The organism is Verrucomicrobiia bacterium (genome assembly GCA_019634635.1).
Lineage (GTDB): Bacteria > Verrucomicrobiota > Verrucomicrobiia > Limisphaerales > UBA9464 > UBA9464.
This window is the reverse complement of record JAHCBB010000008.1, coordinates 119,311-139,655: the sequence shown is the minus strand read 5'-3', so window position 1 is coordinate 139,655 and position 20,345 is coordinate 119,311. Positions and strand designations below refer to the sequence as shown.

The following is a 20,345-nucleotide window of genomic DNA, read 5'->3' as shown; positions in this document are numbered from 1 at the left end:
GCGGGGAGTACAAGGGTGACGTGGTACAGGTGGGACAACGGCGGGCCCTCCACTGGGCGACATGAAGGGCTTCCGGATCACGGTACGGGAGGTCAACACGGCACCGGTGCTGTCAGCGGTGGCGGACCGGGTGATTGACGAGCAGGTGCCCTGGAGCGTGCAGCTGACGGCGAGTGATGCCGACCTGCCGGCGCGGGGTGAGCTACTCGCTGGTGTCCGGACCGTCGGGGCTGACGGTTGGCGCGGGGGGGCTGGTGAGCTGGACGCCGACCGAGGTACAGGGGCCCGGGGAGTATGAGGTGACGGTGCAGGTGCGGGACAACGGCGAACCTCCACTGGGCGACATGAAGGGCTTCCGGATCACGGTACGGGAGGTCAACACGGCACCGGTGCTGTCAGCGGTGGCGGACCGGGTGATTGACGAGCAGGTGCCGTGGAGCGTGCAGTTGACGGCCAGCGATGCCGACCTGCCGGCGCAGGTGTTGAGCTACTCGCTGGTGTCCGGACCGTCGGGGCTGACGGTTGGCGCGGGGGGGCTGGTGAGCTGGGCGCCGACCGAGGCGCAGGGGCCCGGGGAGTACGAGGTGGCCGTGCAGGTGCGGGACAACGGCGAACCTCCACTGGGCAACACGACGGGCTTCCGGATCACGGTACGGGAGATCAACACGGCACCGGTGCTGTCGGCGGTGCCTGATCAGGCGATTGACGGGCAGGAGTCCTGGAGCTTGCAGTTGACGGCCAGCGATGCGGATTTGCCGCCACAGGTACTTACGTATTCGTTGGTGGAGGGTCCATCAGGGCTGACGGTTGAAGCGGGAGGTCGCGTGAGTTGGACTCCCGGCCAACTGCAGAGGTCTGGGGAGTACGAAGTGGTGGTCCGGGTAACCGATAACGCAGAGCCGCCATTGAGCAGCACGGCGCGCTTCCGCATTGCCGTCCTTGATGGGAACAACACTCCGCCGGTGCTGTCATCGTTGGCGGATGAGGCGATTGACGAGCAGGTGCCCTGGAGCGTGCAACTGACGGCGAGTGACGCCGATCTGCCGGCGCAGGTGTTGAGCTATTCGCTGGTGTCCGGACCGTCGGGGCTGACGGTTGGCGCGGGGGGGCTGGTGAGCTGGACGCCGACCGAGGTACAGGGGCCCGGGGAGTATGAGGTGACGGTGCAGGTGCGGGACAACGGCGAACCTCCGCTTAGCAACACGAAGGGCTTCCGGATCACGGTACGGGAGGTCAACACGGCACCGGTGCTGACAGCGGTGGCGGACCGGGTGATTGACGAGCAGGTGCCCTGGAGCGTGCAGCTGACGGCGAGTGATGCCGACCTGCCGGCGCAGGTGTTGAGCTACTCGCTGGTGTCCGGACCGTCGGGGCTGACGGTTGGTGCGGGGGGGCTGGTGAGCTGGACGCCGACAGGCACAGGGCCCCGAGATTGAAGTGGCACGGTCGGGTGAGCGACAGTGGCGTGCCGCCCTTGAGCGATTCGCGGACGTTCCGGGTGACGGTTCATGACGCGCCGCCCCGCCTCCCCCGCCCCCCGCCGCCGGAGCCGGTGGTATTGCGACAGGTGTGGCGGCTGGGTGTGGACGACGACGGCGGTGCTGCGTATCGGCGACGCGGGAGTTCAGCGTGCAAAGCGAGGCTGAAGAATCTCTCCGCCGGGCGCGTGGTGACCCGTCACCGGGGACCCGGGTATTCGGCGCGCCAATCCTTCGGCGGACGACATTTCTACTTCGCCGGAGTGTACCCTGTGGGACTTCAACGGGTTGAGCCGGGAACTGCGGGCACTGGACAAACGAGCCCTGGACGGCGTGGGAACGGGCGCACACGATCCGGGATCTGACCAGCCGGATGCATTTCGTGCTGGATGCCACACAGACGGGCGCCGGAGCACGGTGCCGTCTGAGCCTGGACTGGGTGAGCGGGGGCTGGATGTTGAACGGAGTGAACCAGCCCGGCTTCGGGGAGCACGACATGCGGGTGCAGTTTCGCAACGGCACCGGGTTGGTGACGGTGTTGTGGGCGGGGCGGGTGACGGGGGCGACGAACCTGGTGTTGGAGTTCCCGGCGATGGCGGTGCGGGCCACGGCCGGTGCGAACACGATCGAGTTCACCCGCACGGGTCCCTCCCCGACCGGCACTTCCTACTGGATCCAGTACGACTACGTGCGCTTGGAGGTCCCTGCTCACGGTCCGGCCCGCCCACCCGTTCCGGAGCCGCCCGCTTCGGAGGCTCTGGACCTTGGGGTGATGTTGGCGCATGCCCCTGAGGAACTCCTCCTTGAGTTTGAGCATCCGCTCCATGCCATCACGAACGTTCAATATCGCATCGAGTCTTCACCCGACCTCCTTCGCTGGACCGAGGTGGTGGCCGAGCCACTGGAGCAGGAGATCCACAACGGCCGGATTCGGGTCAGGATGCGCCATCCGCTTCCACCGACCGAATCCGGCATCCGGTTCCTGAGGGTTCGTGCGGTGGCGCCGGAGCGTGCAACGACCGATCCCAGTGGCGATTGAGCTGGAAACCGGCGACGCAGGCGTCCCCGAGCGATGAGTTCCGGGTGCTGCGACTCCAGGACCTGCCGGTGGCTTTGACCGGCAGTGGATTTGCACCGGAGTCCCCTGCCACGACGGCGGTGGTCCGGATTGGACAGCCCCACGGGGAGTTCGTAGCGTGTCGGTTCAATGGATTCGGGAAAACCAAAGTTCCGGCCTGGACAGGTCCTTGGACTTGCCATCGGTTTGCTGCTCGCCTGTGGTCCGGTGCAGGGCCAGGGTGCCACGTTCGGAGGCAATGCCCCGAGCGTGCCGGTGACCGGGGTGGCTGCGGTGGTGAATTCGCATGTCATTACGGTTCAGGCGGTCGAACAGTTCGCGGCGCGCGCCATTGATGCCGCGCGCCGCCAGTACATGGCGCGTCCGGAACTCTTTCTTCAAAAGCGCCAGGAAATCCTGCGGGACAGCCTCGAGCAGTTGATTGAGCGCTACCTGATCCTGGATGAGTTCTACAGCGCCGGCTTCAATCTGCCGGATGGCATCATCAACGACGTGGTCGAGGGCCAGATTCGCACCGAATTCGGCGACCGGCTGAGCCTCATGAAGACGCTCAACCAGGTGGGCGAGAGCTTCGAGGACTTCAAGAACGAGCAGCGCGACGCATTCATCATCTCCCAGATGACATTGAAGAATGTGAACCAGAACGTCTTCGTGTCGCCGCGCAAGATCGAACGCTACTACGAGCAGAACACCAACCGGTTCAACGTTCAGGAGGCGGCGCGGATCCGGATGATCGTGATTGATAAATCCCGGCATGCCCGCGGCGAGCCCGTCCGGATCGCCGCGGAAGTGCTGGCGAAGCTCAAGGAGGGCGGAGATTTTGCGAAGCTCGCCGACGAGTACTCCGACGATGCCCGCCGCATCAAGGGCGGCGACCGGGGGTGGATTGAGGACCGCGACTCCGACCTGCGCCCCGAGCTGCGCCGGTTCGTCTTTGAGTCCGCGCCGGGGACGGTGAGTGACATCATTGATCTCGATTCCGCGGTGTTCATCGTCAAGGTGGAGGAGCGCAGGTCCTCGGGTATGAAGCCCATTGCCGATGTGCGGGACGAGGTTGAGCAGATGCTCCGCAACATCGAAAAGGAGCGCCTTCGCAAGCAATGGATCGCCCGGCTCCGCAAGAAATCCTACGTGGCTTATTACTGATGGGCGATCCGCGCCCCCCCGGGAATGGTCGTCCTTGGAATCACGCTTGGGGATGCGACCGGCATCGGGCCCGAGGTGGCGGCCGGGGCGGCGGTGACGCCGGAGTTCGCCGGCGCGGCCCTGGTGTTCCTGGGGGATCCCGGCGTCCTCCAGCGTGCCGCGGCGCTTCGGGGAATCCGCCTGCCCATCGCCACCTGGCCGGGCCGAGGGGCCGCGAAGCCGGGGCTTTGGAGTCTGGCGTGCGGCGCCGCGCTGCCCCGGGGGCTTCAGCGCGGTGCGGCGGTGGCGTCCCGCGCCGCGCTGGATTGGATTGCGGAGGGCGCGCGACGGTGTCTTGAAGGCGACCTCGACGGGTTGGTGACTGCGCCGGTGAACAAGGAGGCGGTTCTGCGTGCGGGCATCTCCTTCGTCGGGCAGACCGAGTATCTCGCCGGGCGGACCGGAGCCCGGGAGACCGCGATGATGCTGCTGGGAACGGATGATCGGGGGCGCTGGCTGCGCGTGGTGCTTGCCACCACGCACCTGCCGCTCTGCCAGGTGCCCGGGGCCGTGACGATTGAGTCGGTGGATCGCGCCATCCGGTTGGCGTCCGCGGCCTGCCATCGGCTGGGGCTCCCGCGTCAGCGAATCGCCGTCTGCGGGTTGAATCCCCATGCAGGCGAGGGTGGCCTGATGGGGACGGAGGAGCACTTGGTCGTGAAGCCGGCGCTGGCGCGCGCCCGGGCCGCAGGTTGCGACGCCGACGGTCCCTGGCCCGCCGACACGGTGTTCGGGCATGCCATCCGGGGAGGTTGCGAGGTGGTCGTGGCCTTGTACCATGACCAGGGACTGGCGCCCTTGAAGCTGGTGGCCTTCGACACCGGAGTGAACTGGACCCTGGGCCTCCCGTTCGTCCGCACGTCACCGGATCACGGTACCGCCTACGACATTGCGGGCCTTGGAAGTGCCCGGCCGGACAGCATGACCTCGGCGATCCGGCTCGCCTTGCAGCTTGCCGGTGGGGATCGGCGGCAAGAAACGCGTTGCCCGGGCTCACCGAACAGGCACAGTGCGGCAGGCGGGACGTAGCTCAGCCAGGTAGAGCACTTGGTTTGGGACCAAGACGTCGCAGGTTCAAATCCTGTCGTCCCGACCAATCCTCCCGCAGCGATGATTCCCCTGAAATTCCGGAGAATCAGTGCCCGGACAGGACCTGCTCAATGCGGTCACGCAGTTCGGCATTGATGTCCAGCGGGGGGCGCTCCCCGTCAATGATTGAAAAGCCGTAGGTCTTTTGCAGGCGTCGGAAGGTTTCCCGCATGCGTGCCTGATACTGGAGGAAGCTGTCGAACATGTCGCGGGACAGCCCCAGATCCATGCCGCTTTCCCAGTAGTCGAGGGACTGGTTTTTGGCAAAGGCGCGCTGGACCAGTTGTTCCGGAGACACCTCCAGATAGAACACCGCATCCGGCACCAGCGCGATGCCGAACAGGTTGCGCAGCCAGTGCTCGTCGGTGCCGCGCACCAGATCGCGGGCCATCAGGGTGTAGATGTAGCGGTCCGCCAGCACCACGACACCGGCCCGCAAGGAGGGCAGGATGGAATGCTCCAACTGGTCGGCAAAATCGGTGGCGTAGAAGAGCGACAGGGTTGTCCGGGACAGGATGTTGCCGTGCTGGGCCTGTTCGAGCTGTTCACTGACCAGGGTGGACCGTTTGAGCCCGACCTGAAGCGTGGCGTGGCCGTTGCCCTCCAGCCACCGGGCGAGCTGCGAGATCTGCGTGGAGCGGCCGGACCCGTCCGCCCCCTCAATGACGATCAACTTGCCGCTCAGCTTGGCGAGATCCACGCCCGGCAGGCCGTGGCCGAAGAACCGTTTTGCGGTGATTTCGGGCACCACCACGCGGGCGGTGGTTGCAGGAGGACCGGGCCGGGACCTGGGTTTACGGGGCTGCATGGGGTCAGGGGGACTTGGGCGTAATGTACTTGCAGAGGTCCACCCGCGAGGCGAGCAGGGCCCGCACCACACCCTGTTGCTCCTCGATGCGCTGGTTGGCGTTGATCATGGTGAACTGGAACTCGGTGCTCATGGCCAGGTACTGCTCGAAAATCCGCCCCTGGAAGAGCCGGAAGCTCTCGTAGGGATCCGGGGACAGCTTCAGGTCCATGCCCGCCTCGTGGAACTTCAGGACGGGGCGGTTGTCCAGGATCCGTGTCAGGGACACTTCCAGGTGCGCCTTGAAGAAGAATGTGATGTCGGGGAGGGCGGCGAAGGAGTACACGCCGCGGACCCAGTCGGGCGGCACCCCCCGGACGACGTCGCGCGCGAACGCGGTGAAGGCATAGCGGTCGCAGAGGACCAGATAGCCGGCGCGCAGCAGGGGCAGCAACTGGCGCTCATAACGGTCGGCGAAATCCGTCGCATGGATCAGGCTGAAGGTGGTGGCCGTCAGCAGGTTCTCCTTTTTGCCACGACTGGTGGCGCTCTTGACGAGGGCCGACGAGTTCCACTCGGAGAAGAACACCTTGCATCCCTGCTGCTCGAGCCACGTGCGCAGGAGGTGCACCTGCGTGGACTTCCCGGACCCGTCGAGCCCTTCGACGGCGATCAGGCGTCCGGGAAAGCCCTGCTCCGCGAACGTGCGCTTCATTGGCCGGCAAACCTAGGAACGACCGGCCCGGGGGGCCAACGGGATTTTCCTCAGCCCGGACAAATTCGTTGACCTCGCTGATCACTCCGATAAGCATCCCTCAACCTTCACAAGCTCCCTGTAACCCCGTCAGGCCCCCCCTCCTCCCTCCCGGCCCACTCCCGCTCTCCGTCCCGCCGCTTCCTCGCCTCCTCGAATCGCCTGTGCGGTTACGGCGCTCCTGCTCGCGATCTCACTGGTGCCGGCAGAATCCGACGCCCCGCTCCCAAAACCATCACGAACCGATCTCACTCCGAAGGTCATCGGGCGTGCAGCCGATCAGCGCGTGGTGGCATGGTACTCCAGCATCATTGATGGCTCCGGGGAACCCCTGGTACTCGCCAACCGCTAGACGGAAATTGCCACCGGCTTGCACGGTTTCGTCCACGGTCCCGTTACTTTCCCGTCCGGCCGGGGATAGGATGATAGCGATGAGTGACGGGGAATTGTTGCGGGCCTATGCGCTCGAGGGATCCGAGGCGGCGTTCACGGAACTGGTGAACCGCTATGTGAGCCTGGTCCATTCCGTCGCCAGGCGCCACCTGACGGACCCTTCGCTCGCCGAGGAAGTCACCCAGTCGGCGTTTGTCCTCCTGGCCCGCAAGGCGGGATCCCTGGCCGGGCACCCTTCGCTGGCCGGATGGCTGCATCGCACCGCCTGGCAGCTCGCCGCCCGGACCGCTCGGACGGAACAACGCCGCCGCCATTGGGAGGCGGTGGCAGGCGCCATCGTATCCGAAGACCCTCCCATGCCGGACCCCGACCCCTCCCCCATCGTTCCCGCCCTCGACGAAGCGCTCCAGGAACTCGCCGAACCCGACCGCGACGCCATCGTGCTGCGCTATTTCCTTCGCAAGCCGCTCCGCGACGTCGGCGCCGCGCTCGGCACCAGTGATGCCGCGGCGAAGATGCGGATCCATCGCGCGCTGGACCAGTTGAGGAGGCTGCTGATCCAGCGCGGCATCACCTGTTCGCCCGCGGCTCTGGCCGCGGCCATGACCGGGCAGGGCGTGGCGCTGGCGCCGGCAGCCCTCGCGGCGCGCGTGGCCTCCGCGGCGACTGGCGCGGGCGGCGCTGTGACTTCCCTTCCACTGCTGATCCACGGACTCCTTGGACTTATGAACGGAACCAAACTGACAGTGATTCTCCTGGCCGCCGCCCTGGTGGCGGTCCTTTCGACAGTCGTCATGAGAAGTGGGCCGACCCAAAGTGCGCCGGACGGGGCAACCGATCCCTCGCTGGCCACGGTGGAGCCTCCCGAGTCGCCGCCTGTGCCCGCCGCTTCGCGTCTATTGCCGATGGCGCGGGTGGCCGCGCAACTCACGCCTTCGGAACTGGAGGCGGCACGTCAGCGCTTGAGAAAGGCTTTGGCGGCTCCATCCAAAGGCGGGACGATTTGGCCCGATTCCAGCGGTTTGGAGGCAATGGCCGCGTTTGGCGGGCGACATGATGAATTGTTCGCGACGCTGAGAGAGGTGTTTTTAGAGCCAGATTCGACAGAAGACGCAGAAGGCGGACGGCGCCTGGCGCGGATGCGCGCGATTAACGCCATGGGGGAACTGAACAAGAATGTGCCGGGGCTGACGTCGTTCCTCTGGGAGACCGCCTGGCGGAGCGACTGGAGCGGCCGAGTGGGGGCTTTTTCTGCCCTCCGCAAACTGGGATTGGAGTCGTCGGACCTGCCAGCACTCACCGAGTTGCTTCGAGAAACAGCCAAAGTGGATGGCTCGCCGGCGATGCGGAGATTTCTTCCCGACGCCATCCACGAGGTTTTCCGTCAGAATCCGGAAGCCACGTCCCAGCATCTGCCGGGCCTGGTGAAGCTGTTCGAGGAGACGGCGGATCCCGTCACCCGGTTCAGCGCCGCGACCGTCTTGCTGGGAACACCCCATGGCACTGATCCCCGGGTGATCGAGTCCATCCGAGACGGGCTGCGAGAGGGATTGAACGTCTCCATTGCGGATCATCGTGGAGTCAACGTGGACGTTGCCATCGAACACGCCGCCGCCGCAGGAGAAGCGGCCAAGCCGCTGATTCCGGATTTGCTCGAAGTCGCCCGCACGAGCCACGAGTCCTACCAGCAAGACGCGGCGTGGCTGGCCATCGGCCAGATCCAGCCCGAACTGCGGGCGCAGATTCCCGAGCTTGACCAAGCTATGACGCGTGACGCGGAAACGCGGCAGGCACGTCAGGATGTCTCCCAGGGATTCGCGACGCATGACGACCTCATCCGAGCCTTGGGCGATCCGGCGACGGCGCTGCAGGCCGCGACCACCCTGGGGCGTACGGGCATCCAATCGCCCGAGGCCATTCCGGCGATGATCGCCGCGCTGGCCGGCATGGATGAGGACAGCCGCGATCAGGTGGTTCAGGCGATCCACCAGCTTGATCCGCAAGCGCCAATCGAGCGCGTGCCGGCAGACGTGATGTTTCATGGAGTGATCTTCGCGGATTCCACCTTCGATTCGCGGCCGGGCTCCGAAAAGGATCCCCGGGTGGAGCGGCTGATCTCGGATCAGCGGATGCACCACACCTGGCGGACCCGCGAGGAGATTCTGAACGTGACGAGGAAGCTGGCGGCCCTGGACGTCCAGATCGCCCAGGCCTTTGCGAACGGAATCGCCGAGAAGGATCCCGTCCTGGCCGACCAAGCCCGGCAGCTCATCGCATCGCCCGCGAGGCCCTGAAAACACAAGACTCCATCCTGACCGATGGCGCGCAGTGGAGGACGCTGGAGTGGGGGTTGCAATCACGCCATAGTCTCGCCATACTTTTACCGTGACAACAATCGTGCAACTTGATGGTTCCAATCGAATCGTCCTGCCCCTTGATCTGCGGCGGGCGGCGGGCGTCCCGCGCGGACAAAAGCTCAAAGCCTCCGCCACGCCGGGGAGAATCGTGCTGGAAATGGAACCAGCCACCCAGGGCAGAGTCGTCAAACGCGGCAAATTAAAGCTCTGGACCGGTGCGGTGCCCCCGACACTGCTGGCCGAAGCCGTCGAAGTCGCGCGCCACTACGAGCGATGACCTTTCTGGACACGGGGATTCTTGTGGGAGCCGTGCTGGAGCAGCATCCGGAACATGCCGCCTGCCTTGAAGCGCTGGAAGGATTCGAAGCGCCCTTCACCGACGCCCACGCCCTGGCAGAGACATTCGCCACGCTCACCGGCTTCTATAAGGTGCCGGTCGCCGCGGCGGCGGAATTGACCCTGGGCCTCAAGTCCAGTCTGGTCGTCGAGCCTTTGCCTCTGGTGGATTACGAGAAGGCGATTGGCGAAGCGCAGCGTCGCGGCGTGATGGGTGGCGGCATTTACGATTCGCTCCACGCGACCTGTGCCCGGCGTAAGGGCGCCAAGCGCATCGTCACGCGCAACCCCTCGCACTTCGCCCATACCGCACCCGACTTGGAAATCCTCACGCCGTAACCGGGTTCGACCAATGGACGTTGCGGATAAGATCCAGCCATTTCCACCTCCTGGTCGAGGTGCCGGCACGTCCGGCACAACCCCTGATCGCCGATGAAGTTCTCACTCCGTCGTCAGCGGGTCGGTGAATGACTGTCCTGTCCTTGGTTGTCTTTGGTGGACCCGAGGCATCTTGAAATCCCGGTTCCCATCCTGGCCTTTGTTCCCGTCGGTTCGATCGAATTGCCGTTTCCTGGTTGGAATTCCGGCAGTCCCGGAAAGTTGGTTTGTTCCCGGAATCCGGCCGGCCCCCGGGTCGCCAAATCGGCGATGGCGGACTACGCTGTCCCGTTGTGAGCCGGTATTACGTCGAAGACGGGGCGCGGGCGGCGAAGGTTGGGGACCTGTTCGCTGCCGTGGCTCCGCGTTACGACCTGATCAACGACCTGCAGAGCCTCGGCCTGCACCGGCTCTGGAAGCGGCGGTTGATCCGGCTCGCCGCAGTGCGCCCCGGAGATCAGGCCCTCGATGTGTGTTGTGGAACGGGGGACCTGACGTTTGCGCTCGCTCGGGCCGGGGCACGGGCTGTTGGCTTCGATTTCAGTGAGCCCATGTTGGACGTCGCCCGCCAGCGTGCCGTCCGCTGGCAGGAGCTGCCCGGAACCCCGCCCGAGTTCCGGCAGGGAGATGCCTTGCAGCTCCCATTCCCTGATCGCGCATTCGACGTGGTGACGATCGGCTACGGACTCCGCAACCTCGCCGACCTCGATCGTGGCCTCGACGAACTGGTCCGCGTGCTCAAGCCGGGCGGGCGGTTGCGAATCCTCGATTTTGGGAAGCCGGATTCCGCGGTCTGGCGATGGATGTATTTCCAGTACCTGCGGTGGGTGGTGCCGTTGTTCGGACGCATCTTCTGTGGGGACGCGGACACCCACAGCTACATCCTCGCCTCACTGCGACGGTACCCGGCGCAACGGGGTGTGGATGCGCGCCTGCGGGCCATGGGCCTTTCCGATACGCGGGTGATCCACCTGGTGGGTGGCATGATGGCCATCAACGCGGCCGACCGCCCGGAATAGTCCCGGGGTGGGTCATTTCAGCGAGGCCAGGTACTCGATCAGATCCACAAACTCTTGCGGTGCGAGCCCGGCGGCCAGGCCCTCGGGCATGTTCGACACCTTGAGGGTATCCCGCTCGGTGATGGCATCCTTGGCGACCCGCTGCACCAGGTCACCACCGAGCTTGAGGGTCACGGTGGCCTCGTCTTCCGCCGCCACCACTCCGCTGAACTCCTCGCCGTCCCGGGTGGTGATGTTGGTCGTCAGCCACTGAGGGGCGACCTCCTGGTTGGGATACAGGATGGATTCGGCAAGTTGCTGCCGGTTCATGCGCGCCGCGACCTCGGTGAGTTCCGGTCCGTAGTCAATCCCGATGTCCTTGACGCGATGGCAACTGGTGCAGACCCGCTCGAACACGAAGCGCCCCTCCCGGACCCGCCCCCGGACCCGCGTGACCGCGGCGACATGACGCTCCCGCTGGTCCTCGGGAAGGTCCGGAGATTCGATGAGCGCCTGGAGGCTTTGTTTGACCAGTCCGAGGCTGGGCTGGCCCTTCTGGTAGTTGTCCAGGTACTCCCGCCCGGATGGGTTGTCCTGGGCGATCCGGCCGGTCTCAAGCGCGGGCTGCCAGACCGGTTGGAGCGCGCCCAGCGTGTGCTGCAGCGTGTAGTCGAGCCAATAGTCCAAAGGCAGGCGCGTCGTTTCCAGGGCCACCGCCACGGACTCCTCTGTTTCCAAGAAGCTCAGGGCGCGTAGAGCTTCCAGTCGGACGCGGGGATCTGTGTCGGACACGGCGCGGCGCAGGAACGGCATGGGGTCCGAAACGTAGGCCAGTTCCTCGCCCAGCACATGCACCGCCATCGCCCGGGCGTCCCGGCTGGGCAAACCCAGCACCCGCTTCAAGTGATTGGTGTCCAGCGCATGGAATCCCGCCTGCACGTACAGGGCCTCCAGTTGATGGAGGTCGTGCCACGGATCTGCGGGATTCAGCCGGCCGATCCACGCCGTCACCGCCGGGAGCACCTCGGTGGCCGGACGGTCCCGCAGTTCGCGACGCACGCGATACCGGGTCCGCGGCTCATACTCCTTCAACTGGTTCAGCAATTCAGGCACGGACTTGCCATGCTGGGTGACCGGGGTGAGGAGCGGACGCCCCTTCGCCGTGATGCGGTAAATCCGTCCCCGGGTCTTGTCCCGGTTCGGGTCCCGCTGGGAGTACTGCATGTGGCCGATCAGCGCGTTATGCCAGTCGAGGAACCACAGCGCACCGTCCGGTCCGATCTGGGGCACACCGGGACGAAAATTTCGATCGCCGCTTTCCAGGAGGTTGTCGGGCGCTGAAGTCGTCTGGCCTTCGGCCACCACGTCCCGCTTGACCCGCTGCCCCCGGTAGCCGGCGCCGTCATCACCGATCGTGAACCGCGGGATGCCGTTCATGTTGATCACGCAGCCGTAAACGAACTGTCCCTGGACTTCGTCCGGAAAATGCCGGCTGTACAGGAACTCGCTCCCAAGCGCGGGTCGCATGCCCTCGTGGTCGAAAATCGCATTGAGCCCCTTGCGCTGGCCCTTCGCCGAGCCGCTCAACGGGGAATTCCAGTGTTGCTGCGCGGTGGTGCCATCGCCGGGGATGCCCTGTCCCCAGAAATTATGCACCAGGCACCAGGGGTTGCCGTAGCCGGGCGTGATGAAATGCCGGACCTTCATCGAGCGCGGATCCAGCACGTAGACGCCCGGAGTGTTGGCGTTGCGGAGGGGTCCCCACGGCGTCTCCACCGTCGTGGACATGGAGACGCCCTCCAGCGCGTGCAGCCGCCCCTCGGGCGACCACTGGAATTTGCCGAAGGAATGGTGGGTGTCGTCGGTGGCCCACCCGTCCAGCAACGGAATCACCTGGTCCGCGCGGTCGTCCCCGTTGGTGTCCTTGAGGAACGTCAGTCGCGGCTGATCGTTGACGAGCACCCCGCCGTTCCAGAACTCGAAACCGACCGGACAGTGCAACTGGTCATAAAAGACGGTGCACTTGTCGGCCTGACCGTCGCGATCGAGGTCCTCCAGGATGAGCAGACGGTCACCGGGTCGCGGGTCGCCCGGTTTCCATTGCGGATAGGTGGGCATGCAGGCCACCCACAGCCGTCCCCGGTTGTCGAAGGCCAATTGCATCGGCTTGGCCAGCTCCGGGAACCGGTCCTCGGCGGCAAAGAGGCTCACATCGAAGCCGTCAGCCACCTTCATCTCCTTGAGCGCCTCATCGCCCGAAAGATACCGCAGCGCCTTGGGCTCCGAGTAGGCCTGCTGCGGAACCCCAAAACGCGTCTTGGGGACGAACAGTTCGCCGGTGCGGGAGTCGTCCGGACGGCTCTGCTCGACCGTGCCGTTGGCGATGGACCACACGAACTGGTCCCGGACGGCCGCCATGTTGCGGATCTTCTGGTATTCGAGCGGGAAGGTCTCCAAGTCCCAGGTGCGGCGTCCCCCGTACACGTACCAGCCGTTGAGCATTCGATAGTCCTGTTGGTGCACCCACGCCTTGTCCACGACGGCCTCGCGCAAACGTTCAAGGTCGGGTGCGGACAACGCGGACGGTCCCGGCTCGCCAAACAGGGCACGATCCAACAGGCCCCCCACCAACCGGTCGCCCGCCTGGTTCAGGAGGAATCCGGCGGTGGTGAACTGTGCGCCCGGCAGGGCGTCGAACGCGGTCCGGGTGGGCGTGAACAGATCCACAAAGGCGACGCCTCGCGCGGCGGCCAGGTCCCGGATCGCGCCAGCGTACTGCTCTAGGTTTGCGTTCTCCGTCAGGCCGTCGGGCAGAAACGGATCACCCGAATTCTCGAAGGCGATGGGCGACACCAGCACCAGGCGCGTCTGTCCATCGCGTCCGTAGGTCTGGCTCAGGGTGTCCAGGTAGGCGGCATAGGCCTCGCGGAAGGCCTCCAGGCCGTCGGGTCCGGCAAACGACTCATTGAACCCAAAAAGGCAAAGGAAGATGTCGGGGCTGAAGACCTTCAGCGGATCGTCAATTTTGGTGTAGTCGTTCGGACGCTGCCGCACGGTCACCTCATCGGCCGGGCGGCAAAAGTTGCGCACGACGAGTTCCCGATCGGGGAATCGGGCGTGGAGCAGGGCTTCAAAATTCCCGTAAAGGCCCATCCGCTCCCCGAGTCCGCCGCCAACGAGGGCAAGGCGTTCGTTCTTTTGAAACGTGAGGGGGGCGGCGGCCTGGGAGAACCCGGGCCCTAGGCCGAGCCCACCCGCCACAAGGCTGGCAAGCGTCTGAATCCAACGGCGGAGCCTGATGCGCATCCGCCCATTGACCGCGGAACCTCTGACGATCTTCAAGCGACGATTCGTCCCGTGACTGGTGGTGTCCGGCATCGGCGCGCGGTCCGCCGGGCCCTTCCGGCACGATGTCCACCTCCTGCGAGCCGGTGACCGTGCGCAAATGGCTGAATTCGGTTTGCGGCTCCGTCCAGGGATGGCTCACACCCAAGACCCTCCGCACCGCGGCCCGCGAGCAAGGCAAGGCCCCCTTCCGACGTCACCGAGGAACGACTTGCCGTGACTGGAAACGGTTCGGTCCAAGCGGCGACATCGTCACGCGGTTGGGGAACGATCCGGCCGCTCGCGGGTCGCGTGGCTGCGCCGATGCGTCACCCGGGTATCCGGGAGGCGGGATTCACCTTGTTGAGGCAGCAATGCTTGAACTTGCGTCCGCTGCCGCAGGGGCAGGGATCGTTGCGTCCAATCTTCGGACGAATGGAGGTCAAAATGGAGGAAGTTTGGGACGTGGCCCGCTCGATTTCCTTCCGGACGTACAGGCTCTGCAGGATCAGGTGACGAAACTGAAGGTACCCATCGAGCTTGGGAAACGCGGCCTTCAGGGCGCCCAACAGGTCCGTTCGATCCGGCCCATGGGCGGGCCGGTCCGAAAGAGGGCGCGTCTTGTGGGTGAGGTAGTTGTATCGAAGCGCAGGGGGTTCGCGGATTGTCGCGCCCGGCAGCCCGGGGCGATCATGGAGCGGGAGAAACGACAGCACCGTCTCGGAGCAGGTGCACCCGGGTTGAACGCAATACTGGTCACTCACGGCCCACAGCTCATCCTCGAAGGTGCAGCTGAAGGCCAGACCGCGGGGAAAGACGTCTATGAATCCGACCATCAAACCCGAGGTCACATCGGGCAGGTCATGGATCTCAATCTCCGAGACTGGCGTCGTATGGATCAAATGGAGTTTCTCGGCGAAAAACCAACCGCGCAGCGCCTGCAGGTCGGCATCGGTGAACCGCGTGCGGACCATGTCGTCAAACCGCTCGAAGGCCGGGTCGGGCGTCGCATCGGATCCCCGAACCAGGGACTTGGTTTCAAGGTCGAGCCAGATATCGGCCGGAAAAATACGCGACTCCGGCTCGACGGCCTTCGCCGCCGGATTCTCGAGATGGATCGTCGAACAGCCACACCGGGGACTGCCACAGATCGAAATGACGAATTCGGTCGGAGCTTCCGCCTCCTGTGGTGCGGCGGGGGGATCGGACGGCTGAACGCGGAGGCGTGGTTCCGCCCGGGCGGGGGCGTCGTGAGGGATCCAGACCAGTTCAAGTTTCGCTTGCATGGACATTGTGCGCTCCCATGGATACTCCTCAGGGGCGTCGCGGGGAAGCCCGGCCTGCGATCTCCACGGCGCGCCCGTTGACGCGACCGACAGAGCGGTGCGGCCTCAGCCTGGCCGCGGCGCATGGCGGAAGGGGCTCCCTACGGGGCCACAGCCCGGTAAAACCAGGGTCCGGGTCCGAGGATCTGGCCGTCCTCAAACGCAGCCGCACCGGTGGCATCCGTCGTCACGGTGCTGATTTCGGGCCAGTTGACGGCGTCCAGACGGTCCACCCTTTGGATCTTGTAGGCGGTTGCGGGAGTTCCTTCGAGGTCGAAGGCGAACCGGCCTGTGTCCTGGACCCGCCCGTTGGAGAGCACGGCGGGATCCGCAGGGCTGACACCGCCCTCCGCCTTCATCGGGAACCGGACGGCACGGAAATTGAATCCGTACCCGTACATCATCGGAAACGTGTTGGTGGAGTACAGGAAGCTTTTGCCAAACAGCAATTCGCCGACATAGGACCGGCCGGTCTGGAAGGTGTTGGGAGGGAGGACGATTGAGGTGGCTGTCGGCTCCAGTTCCAAGGGGACACAGGGATCGGGTGCCTGAAAGACCACAGGACGCAACACATCCTCCTCGTCGTAGATGAACATCGAGATGAAGTCGTTGCCGGAGGCACCGGTGAAGGCAACCCATTGAAGAGTGAATGCCTGCTCAGGCCTGACGGCCTGGGCCTCGGCGAAATTCGTGATCCTGGGGATCGGGGGGAAATCAATGTGTGCCTGAATGGGAACCACCCGTTCGGGGAGTCCGGTCTGGGTGAAGCGTTCGGTGTAGGTCCCGGCCGGGTACTCCTGCAGCATTTCCGCCTCAGTTTCAAAGCTCGCAAAGTACGCGAAGCTCCCGAATGCGGTCAGGTTCGTCCTGCTGCCATCCGGGAACTCCAGCGACGCAGCCGTCACCGGAGGCCCGAAATCGGGGCTGTCAATGACGGCGCCAAAAAAGAAGGGTTCGTCGAATTCAACATCCGGTACCGGTTCGGCTGCTGATTCCTGGAGATAGTTGCCGCGGCGCGTCATCCCATAGGAGCCCCAGCCTGGCAATGGGTCGCGATCGCAGTTTCCCGTGGACCCCGTGGTGAAGGCGCCCGAATAGGTGGCGCTGGCGAGAGGCTTGCCGGTCTCGCTTTCCAATTGGATGGGCGCGCCTGCGGGATTCAGTGCCCAGGTCACACGGGTGCTCCTGGGGAATCCGCCGAGGTACTCGCAGACCAGGGACCGGCCGTCCGAACTCCAACCGTAGGTGAGCATGGCCGGATCGAGCCCGGGTCCGGTGATGGACACCGCCGGAGGGTTGCCACCGGGCAGTGTGATTTTCTTCATGGGCTGGGTGAATCGGAACGTCAGGGCGGTGTTGGTTGGCACCGCCTGGGCGTTGTTTGCCGGAGTGACCGATCCCATCGCGGGTGCGCCGACGCCGGTGGAGAAGGACCCGGACACCGATGCCAACGGGACGCTTGCGGCGCTCTTGATGGCAAAGAGCGCGTTTACGCCGGACGGGTTTAGGGTCCAGGCGATGGTCTGGTTGATGGGCCAGGGGCCGAAGAAGGGCGCGATGGTGAGGGTGCGTCGGTCGTCGCCCCACGTCCCCTGAACCTGCGCGGCAATACCCGGGGGTTGGAGGGCCAGGTTTCCAACGCCGGTAAGCACCGGAAACAGCGTGTCCATGACCTGATCGAACACGATGACCAGCGGCGTTTCTCCCGGGACGTCCGTGGCCTCGTTCGCGGGCGTGACCGACGCAATTTGCGGAGCTTGGGCCGAAAGGAAGGTGGCGGCGGCCAGGCCCGACAGCATCAGGGCGGCCCAGCGGAACGCGCCGCACTTCCCCGACAATCCATGTACCATGAGGCGATGCTTACCGTCATTAGATCGTTCGATCCAGCACCAATTTTGCCCACGTCTTCGGCCGAATTGCCGCACGGGTGAAGTGGGGAATGGCCCTCAAATGGCCGCGGTACCGCCCCGCATTCTCGCGTCCACGCGGGGGAACCGGGTCTGCCGGGTGGTTGACCTTTCGGCGGGCATCCGGCACCGCTAGGGCGTGCGCACCTGGTAGATGCGTGGCAGGAGATTCGTTGCGGGCGCGTCGGTGAACATGAACGAGCCGGGGCTGGTTTCCGTGGCCAGCCCCAAGTTCATCCATGTGGACGCGGGCAATGAAAGATTGGTGGTGGCAATGACGGTGAAGGGCACCCCCGGAGTGCTGTTGAAGAAGAACCGGAACATCTCGTCGTTCGACAGCGAGATATTGCTGAGATACGGCGGCGTGGGACACACGATACCGGCACCGGATTCCAGGCAGTTGTTACCGAGATTGGCCATGACGCAGTCGAGGTCCAGTTGATCGGTGGTGCCGTCACTGTTGACATCGAACCAGCTGGCCTGTCCCCAGTACTGCAGGACGCCGTCCAAATCCAATTGGGTCACCTGCTTGTCGAGATTGCCATCCGTGTAGCATGCGGGCTCGGAGGTCAGAATGCGGTTCAGTTCGGCCAGCAGTTCATCGTAGTGCCGCTGCTGTTCCGGAGTCAGATTGACCGCCACGCCATTGGTCAGCAGATCATGGCCGGCGTTGTCCAGCCCCAGGGGATTGACCGGATTGAGGGGCGTGGGCCGCAGATCATAAAATTCATACTGGCCCAGTGCGGATTCACAGGCGGCGCGGTCAAACTTGATGAGCTTGTAGCGGTCGTCCGCCACCATCCACGATCGAATGTCGAGGAGGGTGAGATTGGTGTAGATGTTGGCCGCCAGAACGTCGCAGCAGGAATAGAATTCCTGGGATCCCCCGGGCCCGAACCAGGTTCCGCCCTCGGACTCCGCCAGGCTCTGTGAGGTGAAGATCGAGTCGGTGCAAATACTCGCCGGCCCCACACCGACCACGGTCGGCCAGATGTGGGTCGTCGGGGCTTTGAGCCCGTTGCCCATCTGGGCAAAGGCAAACTTCCGGATGGCCGGCTGATCCACATCGGTGAGATAGGCGAGCATGGGGCGGCTGTCGAGGATGTGCGTTGGAGGGACGGCGGCGCGGACCTCCACACCGGCCAGTTCACCAAACAGCTCAAACAGATCCACGGCACTGACGATATGGTCCACCGAACGCCCAGGGCTGGCGACCACAGGCCCGGCCACGATCAGGGGCACCAGGACGCCGGTCTGGTAGGGGCTGCCCTTCGATCGCAGCGGATTGTAGGGATAGTTGACGCTGTCGAGATACGTGCCGTTGTCCGAGGCGATCACGATCATCGTGTCCGTTGCGGAGGGGTCGTAGTCGAGTCGCCCGTCGGGGCCCCGCATCGCAAGTCCGGACTCGACCAGCAGGCGGCCGATTTCGTGGTCGGTCGCCGACACCATCAGGTTGCTGACCAGTTTGATGGTGCCCTCGTTTGCGCAGTCGTTTTCCGGAAGCCCGGACGGCCATTCGAATCCCGGAGGATACAGCGAATCCGGTGGTGGCTGATACGGCGTGTGGATGGAGGAGTAGCTCACCGTGCACATCCACGGCGCATCCCCCGCCTGCTGCTGCTGTTGAATCCAGGCCACCGCGTTGTCCGTCTGGTCCGTCGTGGCATATCGGCGCCCGATCCCCGTCGTGACATTCGATCCATCATTGATCGCCCTCGGCCACATATAATATCCATTGTTGTTGGTAAATGTGACCGTGCGGCCGGATGACCGGGCCGCCGCACAATTCGCCGCAAACTGGCCGGCTGCATTCAGCGCAGGGATGCCTCCCAGTGTGCAGATCTCCTTTCCGGTGTAGCCGAGGCCGTCATTGTCCTGGCACACGACGGTATTGCTTGAGGTAAGAAACCAGCCGACGCCGCGCTGGGATCCGACTGGAAAGCCCCAGCAATAATTTGTGGCATCCGCGGTGTATTGTCCGCCAAGCGTGGGATCAATATAGGCGGGCGCCCCATACAGCGTGCCGTTGAAGTAATCCCAGCCCAGCGCGTGGGGTGTCCCAAAGCCGTCGGGATTATTATCCGGGCCGGCGAGGTGGAATTTGCCGATCATTGCGTTTCGATAGCCGGCAGTGGCGAGGATCCGGGGGGTCGTGACTTCAAAGCGCGAGACCTGGGCGCCGGTAAGGTCGAGGTTCAGGATGGCGGCCGTGACGCCGGTGCGCAGCGGGTAGCGTCCGGTGAAAAAGCATGCACGACCCGGAGAACACTCCGGCATGGAATAGCAGCGGGTGAATTTGACCCCGGCCGCGGCGATGGTGTCCAGGTTCGGTGTGGATGGAGGATTCGGCGCCAGCGGGTTGAACGAGCGCAGTTGATCAATCCCGACATCATCAAGCATGATGAACAGGATGTTGGGTTTGGCAGCCGAATGCTGGCGAAGGGTCCGTTGGGCCGGTTCGTCGGCCGGGCAGACAAGCGCTGCAGCAGCCATCAGCCAGCCCGCCATCCAGACACGCGTCCAACTAGGCCGGCGGCGGAATTCCTGCGGAGCAGCGGGTGGGGCAAATGCAGCCATATTTTTATTGGGGTAGAATTAGCGGGAGCGGGCTATCGCATGGGCGGTGGAATGTCAACGCACTTTCCTTCCTGGAACCAACAAATTAATGGGTGCCCGTTTCAGTCAACGAACCGGGGCACCACGTCGCCCGGGGAAGAAGATGGACCGCATTACGTCCGCACTCGTGGGAGGCTTCGAGGCGTTCGGTCGGATGGGGGGACTCGCGAGGTGACTTCGAGGGCGCGGGAGCCTCTGGGGCATACCGGCACGGTGTTCGTCCGATCACGGAGTGGGTGGCGGGGGTGACGGCATGGATCAGCGTGCCGCCGGTCCGTCTCGTTGGCCGGCCAGCGCAGCCCTGGGGCCCTGGCGTTCCCCAAGGCTCGCCTCAGCA

Annotated in this window: 14 protein-coding genes and 1 tRNA gene; 9 read left to right on the top strand and 6 right to left on the bottom strand. The window is 64.8% G+C overall.

The window, feature by feature from the left end; genetic code table 11:
• Positions 1–173 precede the first annotated feature (173 nt).
• From KF791_07760 to KF791_07740, 5 genes are all read left to right on the top strand, one after another.
• Positions 174–1,436, top strand: a complete 1,263-nt coding sequence (locus KF791_07760; GenBank protein MBX3732475.1) for a putative Ig domain-containing protein — start codon at positions 174–176, stop codon at positions 1,434–1,436.
• Between the two features lie 415 nt (positions 1,437–1,851).
• Positions 1,852–2,517, top strand: coding sequence for a hypothetical protein (locus KF791_07755; protein MBX3732474.1), 666 nt, complete (start codon positions 1,852–1,854; stop codon positions 2,515–2,517).
• Positions 2,518–2,685: 168 nt separating this feature from the next.
• Positions 2,686–3,702 carry a peptidylprolyl isomerase gene (locus KF791_07750; protein ID MBX3732473.1) on the top strand — a complete coding sequence of 339 codons (1,017 nt, stop codon included), beginning with the start codon at positions 2,686–2,688 and terminating at the stop codon, positions 3,700–3,702.
• 24 nt (positions 3,703–3,726) lie between these two features.
• The gene (gene pdxA / locus KF791_07745) at positions 3,727–4,770 is read left to right on the top strand and encodes a 4-hydroxythreonine-4-phosphate dehydrogenase PdxA (protein ID MBX3732472.1); all 1,044 of its coding nucleotides are present in this window, start codon (positions 3,727–3,729) and stop codon (positions 4,768–4,770) included.
• Positions 4,761–4,837: transfer RNA gene (locus tag KF791_07740), tRNA-Pro, on the top strand. The genes pdxA and KF791_07740 overlap by 10 nt, the downstream gene beginning before the upstream one ends.
• A 39-nt stretch (positions 4,838–4,876) precedes the next feature.
• On the opposite strand, the gene KF791_07735 is transcribed toward KF791_07740, so the two are convergent.
• Together KF791_07735 and KF791_07730 are read right to left on the bottom strand one after the other, a co-directional pair.
• A complete protein-coding gene (locus KF791_07735; protein MBX3732471.1) occupies positions 4,877–5,638 on the bottom strand; it encodes a thymidylate kinase in 762 nt (253 codons plus the stop codon).
• Between the two features lie 4 nt (positions 5,639–5,642).
• On the bottom strand, positions 5,643–6,332 hold the full coding sequence (locus tag KF791_07730) for a thymidylate kinase (protein ID MBX3732470.1): 690 nt from the start codon (positions 6,330–6,332) through the stop codon (positions 5,643–5,645).
• A gap of 470 nt (positions 6,333–6,802) precedes the next feature.
• Between KF791_07730 and KF791_07725 the strand changes: the two genes are divergently transcribed.
• The 4 genes from KF791_07725 to KF791_07710 all read left to right on the top strand — a co-directional run bounded on the left by KF791_07725 (position 6,803) and on the right by KF791_07710 (position 10,854).
• Positions 6,803–9,058: a sigma-70 family RNA polymerase sigma factor gene (locus KF791_07725; protein MBX3732469.1), complete on the top strand. Its 2,256-nt coding sequence runs from the start codon at positions 6,803–6,805 to the stop codon at positions 9,056–9,058.
• Positions 9,059–9,149: 91 nt separating this feature from the next.
• Complete coding sequence (locus KF791_07720) at positions 9,150–9,398, top strand: AbrB/MazE/SpoVT family DNA-binding domain-containing protein (protein ID MBX3732468.1); 249 nt, start codon at positions 9,150–9,152, stop codon at positions 9,396–9,398.
• A complete protein-coding gene (locus KF791_07715; protein MBX3732467.1) occupies positions 9,395–9,796 on the top strand; it encodes a PIN domain-containing protein in 402 nt (133 codons plus the stop codon). Before KF791_07720 ends, KF791_07715 begins: the two co-directional genes overlap by 4 nt.
• Positions 9,797–10,062: 266 nt before the next feature.
• Positions 10,063–10,854, top strand: a complete 792-nt coding sequence (locus KF791_07710) for a ubiquinone/menaquinone biosynthesis methyltransferase (protein MBX3732466.1) — start codon at positions 10,063–10,065, stop codon at positions 10,852–10,854.
• A 12-nt stretch (positions 10,855–10,866) separates the two neighbouring features.
• Here KF791_07710 and KF791_07705 read toward each other — a convergent pair whose 3' ends face one another.
• The 4 genes from KF791_07705 to KF791_07690 form a co-directional block, all read right to left on the bottom strand.
• Positions 10,867–14,139, bottom strand: coding sequence for a HEAT repeat domain-containing protein (locus KF791_07705; GenBank protein MBX3732465.1), 3,273 nt, complete (start codon positions 14,137–14,139; stop codon positions 10,867–10,869).
• Positions 14,140–14,486: 347 nt separating this feature from the next.
• On the bottom strand, positions 14,487–15,443 hold the full coding sequence (locus KF791_07700; GenBank protein ID MBX3732464.1) for an SEC-C domain-containing protein: 957 nt from the start codon (positions 15,441–15,443) through the stop codon (positions 14,487–14,489).
• A 140-nt stretch (positions 15,444–15,583) separates the two neighbouring features.
• Entirely contained in the window at positions 15,584–17,332 is a 1,749-nt protein-coding gene (locus tag KF791_07695; GenBank protein ID MBX3732463.1) for an Ig-like domain-containing protein, read from the bottom strand.
• Positions 17,333–17,521: 189 nt separating this feature from the next.
• Positions 17,522–19,969, bottom strand: coding sequence for a sulfatase-like hydrolase/transferase (locus KF791_07690; protein ID MBX3732462.1), 2,448 nt, complete (start codon positions 19,967–19,969; stop codon positions 17,522–17,524).
• Between the last annotated feature and the right edge of the window lie 376 nt (positions 19,970–20,345).

What these genes read in the sequence shown, in the direction of transcription:
- KF791_07735 (MBX3732471.1), bottom strand. Translation starts at nt 5,638, where the DNA reads ATGCAGCCCCGTAAACCCAGGTCCCGGCCCGGTCCTCCTGCAACCACC.
- KF791_07700 (MBX3732464.1), bottom strand. Translation starts at nt 15,443, where the DNA reads ATGCAAGCGAAACTTGAACTGGTCTGGATCCCTCACGACGCCCCCGCC.
- KF791_07755 (MBX3732474.1), top strand. Translation starts at nt 1,852, where the DNA reads ATGCATTTCGTGCTGGATGCCACACAGACGGGCGCCGGAGCACGGTGC.
- pdxA (MBX3732472.1), top strand. Translation starts at nt 3,727, where the DNA reads ATGGTCGTCCTTGGAATCACGCTTGGGGATGCGACCGGCATCGGGCCC.
- KF791_07715 (MBX3732467.1), top strand. Translation starts at nt 9,395, where the DNA reads ATGACCTTTCTGGACACGGGGATTCTTGTGGGAGCCGTGCTGGAGCAG.
- KF791_07705 (MBX3732465.1), bottom strand. Translation starts at nt 14,139, where the DNA reads ATGCGCATCAGGCTCCGCCGTTGGATTCAGACGCTTGCCAGCCTTGTG.
- KF791_07695 (MBX3732463.1), bottom strand. Translation starts at nt 17,332, where the DNA reads ATGGTACATGGATTGTCGGGGAAGTGCGGCGCGTTCCGCTGGGCCGCC.
- KF791_07725 (MBX3732469.1), top strand. Translation starts at nt 6,803, where the DNA reads ATGAGTGACGGGGAATTGTTGCGGGCCTATGCGCTCGAGGGATCCGAG.
- KF791_07690 (MBX3732462.1), bottom strand. Translation starts at nt 19,969, where the DNA reads ATGGCTGCATTTGCCCCACCCGCTGCTCCGCAGGAATTCCGCCGCCGG.
- KF791_07730 (MBX3732470.1), bottom strand. Translation starts at nt 6,332, where the DNA reads ATGAAGCGCACGTTCGCGGAGCAGGGCTTTCCCGGACGCCTGATCGCC.
- KF791_07750 (MBX3732473.1), top strand. Translation starts at nt 2,686, where the DNA reads ATGGATTCGGGAAAACCAAAGTTCCGGCCTGGACAGGTCCTTGGACTT.